Genomic DNA, 15,025 nt, shown 5'->3' with positions numbered 1-15,025 from the left:
CGGCGACCCTCTTCCAGAGCGGGGCAAGTCGCTGCATTGTGGAGCCGTAGACCCTGGGGGTGTGACATGGCGGACGGTGTCGAATTCGCGGAACCCGCCGACGAGCCGCGCACGCACATCACGCTGCGGCTCATCGCACAGGATCCGTCGGTGAGCGGTGACGACGCGAGCATCCTCACCGCCAACGTGAAGGTGCCGTGGTCGCGCATGGAGGACGGACCCCGCGGAGCCCGCCTGCACGTGGTCGACTACGACACCGCCACCGGCCGCTACGTCAAGCACGAGCCGCTGGGCAAGGACGACCTCTTCGCGGAGGCGACCGACGACGTGCTGCGCACCGACTGGGCCTTCCACGCGCAGCATGTGTACGCCACCGCCGCGCGCACGCTCGCGACGTTCGAGACGGCGCTGGGCCGCCGGCTTCCGTGGGGATTCCGCAGCCACCAGCTGTTCCTCGTGCCGCACGCGTTCGCCGAGGCGAACGCCTACTACTCGTTCGAGGACCGCGCACTGCTGTTCGGCTACGTGCCGCCCGCCGACCCGACCGGAGAAACGATCTACACGTGCCTGAGCCACGACGTGGTGGTGCACGAGACGACGCACGCCGTGCTCGACGGACTGCGGGGCCGGTTCCTCGAGCCGAGCCTTCCCGACCAGGCCGCATTCCACGAGGGCTTCGCCGACATCGTGGCGCTGCTCTCGGTGTTCTCGATGCGCCCGGTCATCGAGCAGGCGCTCGGCAAGCCCGACAAGAGCGGGCGCATCCCGCGAAGCCACGTGGAGCCCGAGGCGCTGCGCAAGAACATGCTCGCCCGCGTCGCCGAGCAGATCGGCAGCGTGCTGACCCAGGGCCGCGGCGCGCTGCGGGAGTCGGCGCTGAAGCCGCCGCCCGCCGACTGGGCGAAGCGGACCGACTTCCTCGAGCCGCACCAGCGCGGCGAGGTGCTGGTGGCGATCGCCTTCGATCTGCTCATCGACATCTGGTACATGCGACTGCAGGCGCTGTTCTCACGGCCGAACGGCCCGGCGGCGACCGGCAAGGGTGTCACCGTCGACCGCGCGCGGGCCGCCGAGGAGGGCGCGAAGGCGGCGTCCCAGCTGCTCACGATGCTGATCCGCGGCCTCGACTACCTGCCGCCCGTCGAGTTCGACTTCGGCGACCTCCTCAACGCGGTGCTGCTGGCCGACAACGAGGTCGTGCCCGACGACGACCTCGGCTACCGCAAGCTCCTGGTCGACGGGTTCGCCAAGGCCGGCATCACGCTCCCATCCGGCCGGGTGACCGACGTGCTCGAGTCGGAGCTGCCACCCCGCTACCTCGGGATCAACTTCGCAGGGCTCCGCAGCGACCGCGACGAGGTGTCGCGCTTCCTCTGGCAGAACGCCCGTCGCCTCGACGTGTCGACCGACTACTACACGGTGATCGAGTCGGTGCTGCCGACGCAGCGGATCGGTCCCGACGGACTGATCGTGCCGGAGTCGGTCGCCACATACGTCCAGATGGCCGACATGACCGCGCGGGAGTTCACCGACGAGTCGGGGCTCCAGCTCTCGCCGGCGATCGATCCGAGCACGCCCGTGCAGCTGTTCGGCGGCGGGACGCTGATCTTCGACCAGTTCGGCCGGCTCAAGCTGCACATCCACAAGCGGCTCGACGACTGGCGTCGCCAGCAGCTGCGGCTCGACCACCTCGCCCGCACCGGCCGCATGGATTCGAAGCGCCGCCTCGGCTTCTCGGACGGGGCGGCTCGCGGGCAGACGTTCGCCGAGCTGCACCGCACCGAGCAGAGCTCCGGGGAGACATGGTGAGCACTCCGATCCGCGTTCGCGTCCGCATGTACCAGGTCGGCTTCGGCGACTGCTTCCTGGTGTCCGTCGAGTACGACGAGCCGCTCTCCGACGGCCGCTCCGAGCGGCACATCCTCATCGACTACGGCACGAGCCATTCACCGCGCGAAGGCATGGCCCGCGGCCGTATGGGCGACGTCGCCGCGCTGATCGAGAAGCACACGGGCGGCCGGCTCGACGTGCTCGTGGTCACCCATCGCCACCGGGACCACCTGCGGGGGTTCGAGGTCGACGCGGGCGCGACCATCATGAAGAGGCTCGCGCCCACGCTCGTGCTGCGGTCGTGGACCGAGGATCCGAGGCTGTCGGCGACGGCGAACGGCCCCGGAGACCCGGGCCTGGCTGCGGCCGAGCCGCCGAACGGCCTCACCAGCGCGTCCGTGCGGTACGCCGCGCTGCTCGCACAGGCCCAGGAGCACGTCGCCAAGCTGACCCAGCTCGTCGGGCTCGACGACGATGTGAGGGCGGCCGCCGAGGACCAGCTCAAGAACGCCGAAGCGGTGGCCCTGCTGGACGAGCTCTCGCTCGGCGACCGGGGCAGGTACCTGCACGCCGGGATGGAGTCGGGCATCGACGACGTGGTGCCGGGGATGCGGGCGACCGTGCTCGGCCCGCCCACGGTGGATCAGGACCCGCGCGTCGCGAAGCAGCGCGAGGACGATCCGGAGTACTGGCTCCGTGCACTCGGCGCCTCACTGCGTGTCGTCGGCTCTGCCGCCGACACCGGCGCCCCCGCCCCGATCGCACACGGGCCCGGTCCGGTGCGCTGGCTCATCGACCGCCTCGCGAACCAGCGATCGCACTCGGCCGCACGTCTGGTGCGCGACCTCGACGACGCCCTCAACAACACCAGCATCATCCTGCTCCTGGAGATCAAGGGACTGTCGATGCTGTTCCCGGGCGATGCGCAGATCGAGAACTGGCGGCTCACGCTGGAGCGGCTCACGGACGAGCCGCAGCTTCGTGAGCGGCTCGCCGGCATCGACCTGTACAAGGTCGGTCACCACGGCAGCCGCAACGCCACACCCCGCTCGCTGCACGCACTGTGGAAGGACCGCAAGCCCGACCTTCCCCGGCTCGCCGCCGTCATGTCGACCCGCCAGGACGTCCACGGCGAGGGCGACGGCGCCGTGCCGCAGCCGCAGCTCGTCACCGCCCTCCGCGAGGTCGCCGACCTCTACTCGACCGACGATCTCACCGGCGGTGAGGAGTGGATCGAGCTCGAGGCCGACGCCGCGCACGGCCCCTTCCGTCAGGTCCCGTTCGTTCCCCCCGGTCGTTGAGCGAGCGAGGCACGAGCGAGTCGAAACGCCCCGGGCTTCCGAGGAAACCCAGGACGTTTCGACTTCGGGCGCTGGAGCGCCCTCCGCTCAACGACCGGGGAGAACGCCGGTCTCAGTCCGCGAGCGCCTCGACCGGGACGACCCGCGTCGCGAGCCGCGTCGGGACGACCGCCGCGACAAGGGTGAGCACCGCCGTCGCGACCACGATGATCGCCACGGGGAGCCACGGCACGGCGGGGGCGACGAGCGTCGGCGACGAGAACGACGGCGGCATCGGCACGGCGCCGAGCAGCGACTGCGCCCCGGCCCAGCCGTAGGCGATGCCGAGCACGAGGCCCGTGATGGTCGCGGTGATCGTGATGTGCGCGGCCTCGAGCAGCACCATGCGGCGCACCTGCCCGGTCGAGACGCCGAGCGCGCGCAGCAGCCCCAGCTCGCGGCGGCGCTGCACCACGCCGATCGTGAGGAGGTTCACGAGCCCCACCGCGGCGATGACCGCGGAGACCGCGACGAGACCCATCATGATCCCGGCGAACGTGTCGAGCAGCGTGGTCATCTCCTGCGGGGCCTCGCCGCCGGCCGACGTCGTCAGCACGGCCTTCACGGTCTCGAGCGCGACGGCGAACATCGTCACCAGCGTCACGCCCATCACGACGCCGATCGCCATGCGGCTGGAGCGCTCCGGGTAGCGCAGCGCGTTCTCCGACGCCAGCCGCGCCGTCGCCGACGCACCGAACAGCTTGCCCACGAGCCGCAGGACCGGAGGCATCACGAGCGTCGCGCCGAGCGCGAGCCCGGTGAACGAGAAGATCCCGCCGAAGAACGCGACGATCACCCCGAGCGGCGACACCAGTCCGAGCGCGATGCCTCCCGCGAGCAGCGCCCCGCCGATGCCGACCAGCGTGATCGCCGCACCGTTGCGTGCTCCCTTGCGGGTGAACGCGTCGTGGGATGCCTCGACCGAGCCGCCGAGCGCCTGCAGCGGCGTGACGGTCAGCACGCGCCGGGACCCCGCCCACGCGGCTGCCCACGTCGTGAGCGCGACCACCACCGCCGGGACCACGAGCACCGGCTGGACGACGGCGTACTCCACGTCCTCGATGCCGAACGCAATACCCGCGAGCACGACGCCCGCCCACGACGCGAGCGTCCCGCCGACGAGCCCGAGCACAGCGCCGATGACGCCGACGACGAGCCCCTGGCGCGCGACCTCGGAACGCTGCGAGCGCGCCGAGGCGCCGATCAGCCGCAGCAGCGCGATGCGCCGCGTACGCCCCGCGATGACCGTGGCGAAGGTGTTCGCGGTGACGATGGCCGCGACGTACACCGCGACGCCGATCAGCAGGAAGCTCATGATCGCGAGCACCACGGCCAATGTGCCGCTCTCGCCGATGAACGGATCGGCCTTCAGCACGGCGGCGATGAACCCGGTCGCGCTCAGCAGGATCGCCCCGAACGCGCTCGAGATCGCGGCGACCAGGATGCTCGCCCCCATCCCGCGCTCCCGCAGCCACCCGAGCGGAGCGGCAGCGCTTCGGGGGACGGATGCTGCGGGCCGATGCACCCGACCCGATTCGGCGATCGCGGTCATGACGCCACCGCCGCGCCCGCACCCAGCTCCGAGGCGAGCATGTAGGCCGAGATCTCCTCGGCGCTCTGGCGGGGCTTGTCGGCGACGATGCGCCCGTCGCCGAGGAAGAGCACGCGGTCCGCGTGCGAGGCCGCGACCGGATCGTGCGTGACCATGGCGATGGACTGGCCGTGCTCGCGCGTGGCGGCGGCGAGGAGCGTGAGCACCTCGCGACCCGAGCGCGAGTCGAGGTTGCCCGTGGGCTCGTCGGCGAACACGAGGTCGGGCGAGGTCGCGAGCGCACGGGCGATCGCGACGCGCTGCTGCTGGCCGCCCGACAGCTGGTGGGGGCGGTGGTTCAGGCGGGACGCGAGTCCCAGGCGCTCGACGAGGCCGTCGATGCGCGCCCGCTCGAGGGTCGTGGGCCGGCGACCGTCGAGGTCGAACGGGAGCAGGATGTTGCCCAGCGCGTCGAGGGTGGGCACGAGGTTGAACGCCTGGAACACGAACCCCACGCGGCGGCGCCGCAGGATCGTGAGCTCGAGGTCGCTGAGACCGGTGATGTCGGTGTCGCCGATCCACGCGCGCCCCGACGAGGGGGCGTCGAGTCCCGCCATGATGTGCATGAGCGTGGACTTGCCCGAGCCCGACGGGCCCATGATCGCGGTGAACTCGCCGCGGCGGATGCCGACGCTCACGCCGTCGAGCGCGTGCACCGTGCTCTCGCCGGTTCCGTAGGTCTTGGTGAGCTGCTGCACCCGGGCGGCCAGGCCCAGGTCGGTCGATGAGAGTTCCATGCTTCGACGGTAGGAACGGCCCGGGCTCGCCCGCGTCGCCCGTCAGAGGCATCCGTCTACATCTCGAGGATGACCTCGAGCCGCCCTCGAGGGGCGCTGAGCGCTACACCAGACCGTGCTCGAAGGCGAAGACCACGAGCTGCACGCGGTCGCGCAGGCCCAGCTTCGTGAGGATGCGGCTGATGTGCGTCTTCACCGTCGCCTCTGACAGGTACTCGCGCGCGGCGATCTCGGCGTTGGACAGCCCGCGCGCGGCGAGGGCGAAGATCTCGCGCTCGCGCTCGGTGAGGTCCGCGTACGCATTCGGGACCGGCCGGGGCGCAGCATCCGTGAATCGCTCGAACAGCTCGCGAGTGGCGGATGCCGCGATCACGGCCGACCCCGCATGCACGGTGCGGATCGCCGCGAGGAGGAACTCGGGGTCGGCGTCCTTGAGGAGGAACCCGCTCGCCCCCTGGCGGATGGCGCGGGCGGCGGCCTCGTCGAGGTCGAACGTCGTGAGCATCACGATGCGCGGAGGCTCGGGATCGGTGAGCAGCTCGGCGGTCGCGGCGAGGCCGTCCATGACGGGCATGCGGATGTCCATCAGAACGACGTCGGGCCGCGATTGGCGTACCGCCTCGATGGCCTCGCGGCCGTCGGATGCCTCGGCCACGACCTCGAGGTCGGGCTGCGAGTCGATGAGCATGCGGATGCCGGCGCGGAAAAGCGACTGGTCGTCGACGAGAACCACTCTGATCACCGTTCGTCCTCCTGCGCACAGCATCGGATCCGCACCTGCGGACGGCGGGCACGACACGCCGGGGGAAGGATGCCGCGACCCGGCGTGTCGCCGAACATGTCCGCACCTGCGGATCCGCGGTCGTGCACGGGCGGGCTCAACCGGCACCCCCGAGGGGAATGGTGGCACGCACGGTGAAGGCGCCGCCTTCGTCGGCCGCGTCGAGCCGTCCGCCGGCAAGTTGGGCGCGTTCGCGCATACCGATGATGCCGTGGCCGGACCGCCCCGGCTGCGAGCCGGGCGCGACGGGATTGCGGACGTCGAGCTCGACGCGGTCGGACAGCCACGACAGCCGCACGTCGACGGAGCCTCCGGGGGCCCCGTGCCGGAGGGTGTTGGTCAGCGCCTCCTGCAGGATGCGGTAGACCGCGAGCTGCACCGCAGCCGGGGGCTCGCCCGGCGGCGCCGGGTCGACGTCGACCCGCAGCTGCACCCCGGCGGTGCGCACCTGCATGTACAGCTCCTCGAGATCGGCGATCGTGGGCTGCGGTCCGTCGCCCTGGCGGTGCCGCAGCTGCCCGAGCAGCAGCCGCACGTCGGCGAGGGCCGAGCGGGCCGTGGTCGAGATGGTGGCGAGGGCTTCCGTGGCGATCGCGGCATCCGATGATGCCGCGTAGCGCGCGCCGTCAGCCTGGGCGATCACCACCGCGAGCGAGTGCGCGACGACGTCGTGCATGTCGCGCGCGATGCGCACGCGCTCCTGCTCGGCGGCGGTCTCGGCCTCGGCGCGCTGCTGCGCCTCGCGGTTCTCGCGCGCCCGCACCGCGGTGCGCACGAGGGCGCCGATCGTCCAGGAGAGCCCGAGCGCGAAGGCGCCCGCGACGAGCACGACGAGCGCCAGCGGCAGTGTCTGCCACGACAGCCCTCCGCCGGCGAACGGCGGCCCGGCGAACAGGTACACCGTGATCACGAGCGCCCCGACGAGCGCCGAGGCGAAGCCCGCCCAGTAGACCACCCGCGATCCGTAGGCCGCGGTCGTGTAGAGCACGCCGAAGATCGCGAGGTCCGCGAAGCTCGGCGGGCGCCCGAGGCCCATCTGCACGAGCGCGCCGACCCAGGCGATACCGAGGGCCAGCGCCGGCGACAGGCGGCGCAGCGCCAGCGCGCCGGTGAACAGGGCGGCGATGAGCAGTCCGGACACCGCGTCTCCGACCGGGCCCAGACTCGACCACGCGCCGGAGGCCACCAGGGCCTCGACCGGCCACGCGATCACGAAGAAGCCGACCGCGATCACGACGTCGGTGACGATCTGGGACGTCTTCAGTCGGCGGAACACCGTCTCACGCTACGCGAGCGCCTCGGGCCGAGGCATCCGTCCCGCGCTGTATCCGCCGTGGGCGGGGATCATTCGAGGGATGTACGGACCGGATGCTGCGGCATCCCGTTCCCTCGATCCATAAGGTCTGCCCAGCCGACCATTGCGCCGCACCGGGCAAGGCTTTACTGTCGCGTCACAGGCCGAAACCGACGGGAAACGTCGGATCGCCAGGATCGGGAAGCGGGGCTGCTCCATCGATCGGACCCGCCCGACCCGCCCGAGGGACGGACGAACACGGCACCAGCCGGTTCATGAACGGAGAGACGATGACGACGGTACGCGCGGCGATTTCGCAGACCACCTGGACGGGCGACAAGGAGTCGATGCTCGACAAGCACGAAGGGTTCGCGCGGGACGCCGCCGCCCAGGGTGCGCAGGTGGTGTGCTTCCAGGAGCTGTTCTACGGTCCCTACTTCGGGATCACGCAGGACAAGAAGTACTACCGCTTCGCGGAGTCGTCGGAGGGGCCGATCGTGCAGCGCTTCGCCGCGATCGCGAAGGAGCTCGGGATCGTCACGGTGCTGCCGATCTACGAAGAGGCCGAGACCGGCGTGTACTACAACACGGCGGTGCTCGTCGATGCCGACGGCACGATCCTCGGCAAGTACCGCAAGCACCACCTCCCGCATCTCGACCGGTTCTGGGAGAAGTTCTACTTCCGGCCCGGCAACATGGGCTACCCCGTGTTCGACACCGCCGTCGGCCGGATCGGCATGTACATCTGCTACGACCGCCACTTCCCCGAGGGGTGGCGCGAGCTGGGTCTGAACGACGCGCACATCGTCTTCAACCCGAACGCCACGAAGCCCGGTCTCTCGAACCGGCTGTGGGAGGTCGAAGGACCCGCCGCAGCCGTCGCGAACGGGTACTTCGTGCTGCAGCCGAACCGCGTGGGCCGTGAGGACAACGAGTACGGCGACCTCGCCGTCGACTTCTACGGCACGAGCCAGGTCATCGACCCCCGTGGCAACTTCGTCGGCGAGCGCGGCTCGGGCGAGCACGAAGAGCTCCTGGTGCGCGATCTCGATCTCGACATGGTGCGCGACATGCGCGACGACTGGCAGTTCTACCGTGATCGCCGGCCCGACTCCTACACGAAGATCGCGAAGCCGTGAGCCGGGGGGACTGACATGGCGACGACACTCATCACGGGCGGCACCGTCGTCTCGGCGACCGGCCGGGGCGAAGCGGACGTGCTCATCGACGGCGAGACCATCGCGGCCGTGCTCGCGCCCGGCTCGCAGCTTCTCGGAACGGATGTCGCGGCATCCGTCGACACCGTCATCGACGCCACCGGCAAGTACGTGATCCCGGGCGGCATCGACGCGCACACCCACATGGAGCTGCCCTTCGGCGGCACCAACGCCTCCGACACGTTCGAGACCGGGACCCGCGCCGCGGCGTGGGGCGGCACGACGTCGATCATCGACTTCGCCGTGCAGCGCTACGGCGAGCGCGTGCAGGACGGCCTGGCCGCCTGGCACGAGAAGGCCGCGGGCAACTGCGCCATCGACTACGGCTTCCACCAGATCGTGGGCGGCGTCGACGACGACTCGCTCGCGGCGATGCGGGGTCTCGTCGACGAGGGCGTCTCGAGCTTCAAGCTCTTCATGGCCTACCCGGGTGTCTTCTACTCCGACGACGCCCAGGTGCTGAAGGCGATGCAGGTCTCGCAGGAGACCGGCCTGCTCACGATGATGCACGCGGAGAACGGGCCGGCGATCGACGTGCTGGCGGCGCAGCTCGCCGAGGCCGGCAAGAAGGCGCCGTACTACCACGGCATCGCCCGTGCGTGGCAGATGGAGGAGGAGGCCACGCACCGCGCGATCATGCTCGCGAACCTCACCGGTGCCCCGCTGTACGTCGTCCACGTGTCGGCGAAACAGGCCGTGGATCAGCTCGCCTGGGCCCGCGACCAGGGGTGGAACGTGTTCGGCGAGACGTGTCCGCAGTACCTGTACCTGTCGCTCGAGGAGCAGCTGGGCGCGTTCAGCGAGGAGTGGGGGCAGTTCGAGGGCGCCAAATGGGTGTGCTCGACGCCGCTGCGCTCGCGTCAGGAGGGCCACCAGCACCACATGTGGCAGGCGCTGCGCACCAACGACATCCAGATGGTGTCGACCGACCACTGTCCGTTCTGCATGAAGGGCCAGAAGGAGCTCGGGCTCGACGACTTCCGTGCGATCCCGAACGGCATCGGCTCGGTCGAGCACCGCATGGACCTCATGTACCAGGGCGTCGTGACCGGCAAGATCACGCTCGAGCGGTGGGTGGAGCTCACCTCGACGACCCCGGCGCGCATGTTCGGCCTGTACGGGCGCAAGGGCGTCATCCAGCCCGGCGCCGACGGCGATGTCGTGGTCTACGACCCGAACGGCCACACCTCGATCGGCTTCGGCGAGGGGCGTACGCACCACATGAACATGGACCACTCCGCGTGGGAGGGCTATGAGATCGACGGGCACGTCGACACCGTCATCTCGCGCGGCAAGGTCGTGGTCGACGACGGCGAGTACCTCGGCGCCAAGGGCGACGGCCGGTTCCTCAAGCGCGGCCTGTCGCAGTACCTGATCTGAGGAGGAGCCCATGGACTTCGGTGTCGTCCTCCAGACGAATCCGCCCGCCGCACGTACGGTGCAGCTCGCCCAGCTCGCCGAGGCGCACGGCTTCAGCCACGTGTGGACGTTCGACTCGCACCTGCTGTGGCAGGAGCCGTACGTCATCCACTCCGCGATCCTCGCCGAGACCAAGCGCGTCACGGTGGGGCCGTTCGTGACCAACCCCGCGACGAGGGACTGGACGGTCACGGCATCCGTCTTCGCCACGCTCAACGAGATGTACGGCAACCGCACGATCTGCGGCATCGGCCGCGGCGACTCGGCGGTGCGGGTGACGAACGGCAGGCCCACGACGATGGCCGAGCTGCGCGAGTCGATCCATGTGATCCGCGAACTCGCCAACTCGCGGGCCGTGGAGTACAAGGGCGCGACGCTGCAGTTCCCGTGGAGCCGGGGGTCCGAGCTCGACGTGTGGGTCGCCGCGTACGGGCCGATGGCGCTGAAGCTCACCGGCGAGGTGGGCGACGGCTTCATCCTGCAGCTCGCGGACGTCGACATCGCCGCCTGGATGATCAAGACGGTGAAGGATGCCGCGGCCGCCGCCGGCCGCGACCCCGAGTCGCTGGCATTCTGCGTGGCGGCGCCGATGTACATCGGCGACGACTGGGAGCACATGCGTGACCAGTGCCGCTGGTTCGGCGGCATGGTCGGCAACCACGTCGCCGACATCGTGGCGAAGTACGGCCATCACGGCGAGGGGGTGCCCGAAGCGCTCACCGACTACATCGAGCGACGCCAGGGCTACGACTACAACACCCACGGCAAGGCCGACAACGACCACGTCGACTTCGTTCCGGACGACATCGTGGACCGGTTCTGCATCCTCGGGACGGCGGCCGATCACATCGCCAAGCTCGAGCAGCTGCGCGAGCTGGGTGTGACCCAGTTCGCCGGGTACCTTCAGCACGACAACAAGGAGGAGACCCTCCGCGTCTACGGCGAGACGGTGATTCCGGCGCTCTCGGCCCACGTCACGGCGAAGAAGTGACGGCGGCCGCATGAGGCCGATCGGGTGGTCGACGCGTCGGCAGGGCGAGCTGCGGGGATGGATCGCCGCAGGATGGGGCGCGCTCGGGGTGCTCGCGGTGCTGGTGCTCTGGGAGCTGTACAAGTTCGCCGGGCCGAGCGAAGGATTCATCGTCGGCGCGGTGCCGGGCGAGTCCGGCTCAGGTGTCATGCTCCTCCCGCGCACCCACGACCGCGCGATGCCGCACGTGTGGGACATGGCCGCGCGGCTGTTCGCCCCGACCAGTGGCGGCGACACCCCGCCGCTGTGGGTCTCGGTGGCCGGTGCGGCGCTCGTGACGCTCGGGATCGCCGCCGTCGGGTGGCTGATCGGCGTCGCCGTGGGCGCGGTGCTGGGCCTCGTGATGCAGCGCTGGCGGCTGCTCGAGTGGGGGCTTCTCCCCTGGATCGTCGTGAGCCAGATCGTGCCGCTCATCGCCTTCGCACCCGTCGTCAACGCGATCGGCAACCAGATCGACCGCGGCGGCGGCATCTGGCCGCAGTGGCTGTCGGTGGCCGTCATCGCGTCGTACCTCGCGTTCTTCCCGGTAGCCGTCGGCGTGCTGCGCGGACTCGCGTCGCCCGACCGCATCCACCTCGACCTCATGAACAGCTACGCCGCCGGCTACTGGGCGACCCTGTTCCGCCTCCGCCTTCCCGCCGCGGTCCCCCACCTCCTCCCCGCGCTCCGGCTCGCGGCCGCGAACGCGGTGCTCGGCGCGGTCGTCGCCGAGGTGTCGATCGGCATGCGCGGCGGCATCGGCCGCATGCTCATCCAGCTCGCGGGTCAGGCCTCGTCCGACCCGGCGGCACCGTGGGGTCCCACGTTCGGCTCGATCGCGCTGGGCCTCATCGCCGCCGGCTCCGTCGCCCTCATCGGCCTCGGACTCGCCAACTACCGCAGAGGAGAAGCGACCGCATGACGCAGCTCGCAGTCCACGCCGCCGGCGTCGGGAAGGTCTTCCCGACGAAGACCGGGGAAGTCGTCGCGCTGACCGACGTCGAACTCGAGGTCTCGGCCGGAGAGTTCGTGTCGCTCATCGGGCCGTCGGGCTGCGGCAAGTCGACGCTGCTGCGCCTCATCGCCGACCTCGATCAGGCCACGAGCGGCACCCTCGAGATCTTCGGCAAGCCGGCCAAGCGCGCCCGCATCGACCAGGACTACGGCATCGCGTTCCAGCAGGCGGGGCTCCTCCCCTGGCGTACGGTCGGGGCGAACATCGGGCTTCCCCTCGAACTCCACGGCACCGGCAGAGCGGATCGTGCGGCGCGCATCGCGGAGCTCGCGGAGCTCGTCGGCCTCTCGGACTTCGTCGACCGCTACCCCGACCAGCTCTCCGGCGGCATGCAGCAGCGCGTCGCGATCGCGCGGGCTCTCGCCGCACGGCCGAAGCTGCTCCTCATGGACGAGCCGTTCGGCGCGCTCGACGAGATGACGCGCGAGCGCCTGCAATCCGAGCTCACCCGCATCGCCGCCGAGACCTCCGCCGCAGTGGTGTTCGTGACGCACTCGATCCCCGAGGCGGTCTTCCTCTCCGACCGCGTCGTCGTGATGAGCCCGCGTCCCGGTCGCATCACCGACGTCATCGAGACGGGCCTCGGCGACGTGCGCGACGAGGCCCTGCGCGAATCCCCCGAGTTCTTCGACCGCGTCACCGCGGTCCGGGAGGCGCTCCACGGCACGCCCGTGACGAGGGCGAGCGAATCATGACGGATGCGGATGCTGCGACCACGATGCTCCCCGCTGCACCGGAGCCGTCCGGCAGGGCGCCGCGGCCGATGCCGGCAGAACGCGAGCTTCCGAGCTGGCTGAAGTGGGTCGCGCCCATCGTGGTCGGCATCCTGATCCTCGCGATCTGGATCTTCTGGGTCGACGTTCTCGGCACCGCCCCGCGCATGCTGCCGAGCCCCATCGCGATCGCCGAGGAGTTCGTGAGGCGCTTCCCGATCATCCTCGACGACATGACGATCACGGCCACGAATGCGCTGATCGGCCTCGTGGTCGGCTCGCTCCTCGCGCTGCTCTTCGCCGGTCTCGCCGCGGCCGCCAAGCCCGTCGACGGCATGCTCGCGCCCCTCGTGTCGGCGCTGGCCGTCATCCCGATCGTCGCGGTCACGCCGATCCTGAACACGATGTTCGGCGCCTCCAGCCAGTTCGGGCGGCAGGCGGTGGCCACGATCGCCGCGTTCATCCCGGTGTTCGTCAACGTCCTGCGGGGCCTCCGGCAGACCCGCCCCGTGCACCGCGACCTGCTCCGCGCGTCCGCAGCCTCCGGCTGGCAGACCTTCCGCGTGCTAACGCTTCCGACGGCGCTGCCCTACCTCATGACGGGCCTGCGCATCGCGAGCTCACTCGCCGTGATCGCCGCGCTCGTGGCCGAGTACTTCGGCGGGCCCGCCGACGGCATCGGCACGGCCATCGCGACCTATGCGAAATCCGGCCGCGCCGCTCTCGCCTGGGCATACGTGCTCGGCGGCATCATCATCGGGCTCGTGTTCTTCCTCGTCACCTCGCTCCTGGAGCGGCTGGCGACGAGACGGTCGTCGGCCTGAAGAGTCCCGAAACCGAGGGAAAGACAACGCACCACACGAAAGGAACGCAATGAGACACAGCATCAGACGCGGCCTGGCCGCAGCATCCGTGTTCACCGTCGCGGCACTCGCGCTCGCGGCGTGTGCCGGTTCCGGTGACTCCGGCGACGACGGAGGGGGCGGGGGCGAGGACTTCGAGCCGCTCACGTCGATCAAGCTGCAGCTGCAGTGGCTGCCGCAGGCGCAGTTCGCGGGGTACTACGTCGCCCAGGAGAAGGGCTACTTCGAGGAGGAGGGCTTCGACGAGGTCGAGATCGTCCCGTCGGGCGGCGACATCGTCCCGCAGGACGCGCTCGTCGCGGGCGATGTCGACTTCGCGATCGCATGGGTCCCGAAGGTGCTCGGCACCCTCGAGGCCACGGGTGTCGAGCTCACCGACATCGCGCAGGTGTTCCAGAAGTCGGGGACGCTCCAGGTGTCATGGAAGGGCGACGGCATCGAATCGGTCGCGGACTTCGAGGGCAAGCGGATCGGATCATGGGGCTTCGGCAACGAGTGGGAGATCTTCGCGGCGATGGCCGCGGACGACCTCGACTCGACCACGGTGTCGATCACGACCCAGGACTTCTCGATGAACGCCCTCCTCGACCGGGACGTCGACGCCGCCCAGGCGATGACATACAACGAGTGGGCGCAGATCCTCGAGGTCGTGAACCCGGCGACCGGTGAGCTGTACCAGCCGGAGGACTTCGACGTCATCTCGTACGAGGAGACCGACGGCGCCATGCTGCAGGACGCCATCTGGGCCGACACGCAGCGCCTCGAGGACGACCCGGCCTACGCCGACGCCGCGGTGCGGTTCCTCAAGGCCATCACGAAGGGCTGGATCTTCGCGCGCGACAACCCGGAGGAGGCTGCCGACATCGTCTACGGGATCGCCACGAGCCCCGGCGTCGACGCGTTCCCGGTCGGCCCGGTGCACCAGCAGTGGCAGATGAACGAGGTCAACAAGCTCATCTGGACCGGCGCCGACTTCGGTCTGGTCGACAAGGCCGCGTGGGACAAGACGGTCGCGGGCGCGCTGTCGGCCAAGAACCAGGACGACCTCGAGCTCATCACGACCGAACCCGCCGCCTCGGCGTACTCGAACGAGTACATCGAGAAGGCGCTGGCCGCACTGAAGGACGAAGGCGTCGAGGTCGCCGGCGAGTACACGCCGATCGACGTCACCCTCACCGAGGGCGGCCAGTAGCGGCGGACCCCGGGCGGCCGAGCG

Annotated in this window: 13 protein-coding genes; 9 read left to right on the top strand and 4 right to left on the bottom strand. The window is 70.4% G+C overall.

What is annotated here, in order from left to right; all coding sequences use genetic code 11:
• The first annotated feature begins 66 nt into the window (after positions 1–66).
• Together ASF40_RS19770 and ASF40_RS19765 are read left to right on the top strand one after the other, a co-directional pair.
• Positions 67–1,809: a hypothetical protein gene (locus ASF40_RS19770; RefSeq protein ID WP_056372346.1), complete on the top strand. Its 1,743-nt coding sequence runs from the start codon at positions 67–69 to the stop codon at positions 1,807–1,809.
• Positions 1,806–3,131 (top strand): hypothetical protein, encoded by a 1,326-nt coding sequence (locus ASF40_RS19765; protein ID WP_157549834.1) that lies wholly within the window; start codon positions 1,806–1,808, stop codon positions 3,129–3,131. Before ASF40_RS19770 ends, ASF40_RS19765 begins: the two co-directional genes overlap by 4 nt.
• Before the next feature lie 112 nt (positions 3,132–3,243).
• Here the strand turns inward: ASF40_RS19765 and ASF40_RS19760 are convergent, their stop codons facing one another.
• From ASF40_RS19760 to ASF40_RS19745, 4 genes are all read right to left on the bottom strand, one after another.
• Positions 3,244–4,722 carry an ABC transporter permease gene (locus tag ASF40_RS19760; protein ID WP_056372343.1) on the bottom strand — a complete coding sequence of 493 codons (1,479 nt, stop codon included), beginning with the start codon at positions 4,720–4,722 and terminating at the stop codon, positions 3,244–3,246.
• Entirely contained in the window at positions 4,719–5,498 is a 780-nt protein-coding gene (locus ASF40_RS19755) for an ABC transporter ATP-binding protein (protein WP_056372341.1), read from the bottom strand. The genes ASF40_RS19760 and ASF40_RS19755 overlap by 4 nt, the downstream gene beginning before the upstream one ends.
• A gap of 103 nt (positions 5,499–5,601) precedes the next feature.
• The gene (locus ASF40_RS19750; protein ID WP_056372338.1) at positions 5,602–6,264 is read right to left on the bottom strand and encodes a response regulator; all 663 of its coding nucleotides are present in this window, start codon (positions 6,262–6,264) and stop codon (positions 5,602–5,604) included.
• Between the two features lie 112 nt (positions 6,265–6,376).
• Complete coding sequence (locus ASF40_RS19745) at positions 6,377–7,555, bottom strand: sensor histidine kinase (protein ID WP_056372336.1); 1,179 nt, start codon at positions 7,553–7,555, stop codon at positions 6,377–6,379.
• Between the two features lie 308 nt (positions 7,556–7,863).
• On the opposite strand from ASF40_RS19745, the gene ASF40_RS19740 reads away from it, so the two are divergent.
• From ASF40_RS19740 to ASF40_RS19710, 7 genes are read left to right on the top strand one after another with little or no spacing between them, the layout of a single operon-like run.
• The gene (locus ASF40_RS19740) at positions 7,864–8,712 is read left to right on the top strand and encodes a nitrilase-related carbon-nitrogen hydrolase (protein ID WP_056372416.1); all 849 of its coding nucleotides are present in this window, start codon (positions 7,864–7,866) and stop codon (positions 8,710–8,712) included.
• A 15-nt stretch (positions 8,713–8,727) separates the two neighbouring features.
• On the top strand, positions 8,728–10,170 hold the full coding sequence (gene hydA / locus ASF40_RS19735) for a dihydropyrimidinase (protein WP_056372334.1): 1,443 nt from the start codon (positions 8,728–8,730) through the stop codon (positions 10,168–10,170).
• Positions 10,171–10,180: 10 nt separating this feature from the next.
• Positions 10,181–11,200 (top strand): TIGR03842 family LLM class F420-dependent oxidoreductase, encoded by a 1,020-nt coding sequence (locus tag ASF40_RS19730; protein WP_056372332.1) that lies wholly within the window; start codon positions 10,181–10,183, stop codon positions 11,198–11,200.
• Positions 11,201–11,210: 10 nt separating this feature from the next.
• Positions 11,211–12,140 (top strand): ABC transporter permease, encoded by a 930-nt coding sequence (locus ASF40_RS19725; RefSeq protein WP_056372331.1) that lies wholly within the window; start codon positions 11,211–11,213, stop codon positions 12,138–12,140.
• Positions 12,137–12,928, top strand: a complete 792-nt coding sequence (locus ASF40_RS19720; RefSeq protein WP_056372329.1) for an ABC transporter ATP-binding protein — start codon at positions 12,137–12,139, stop codon at positions 12,926–12,928. Before ASF40_RS19725 ends, ASF40_RS19720 begins: the two co-directional genes overlap by 4 nt.
• Positions 12,925–13,770: an ABC transporter permease gene (locus ASF40_RS19715; protein WP_082497227.1), complete on the top strand. Its 846-nt coding sequence runs from the start codon at positions 12,925–12,927 to the stop codon at positions 13,768–13,770. Before ASF40_RS19720 ends, ASF40_RS19715 begins: the two co-directional genes overlap by 4 nt.
• 49 nt (positions 13,771–13,819) lie before the next feature.
• Complete coding sequence (locus ASF40_RS19710; protein ID WP_056372328.1) at positions 13,820–15,001, top strand: ABC transporter substrate-binding protein; 1,182 nt, start codon at positions 13,820–13,822, stop codon at positions 14,999–15,001.
• Positions 15,002–15,025: the final 24 nt, after the last annotated feature.

Origin of the sequence: Microbacterium sp. Leaf288 (genome assembly GCF_001422925.1) — a bacterium.
GTDB lineage: Bacteria > Actinomycetota > Actinomycetes > Actinomycetales > Microbacteriaceae > Microbacterium.
This window is presented reverse-complemented; position numbering and strand designations above follow the sequence as displayed.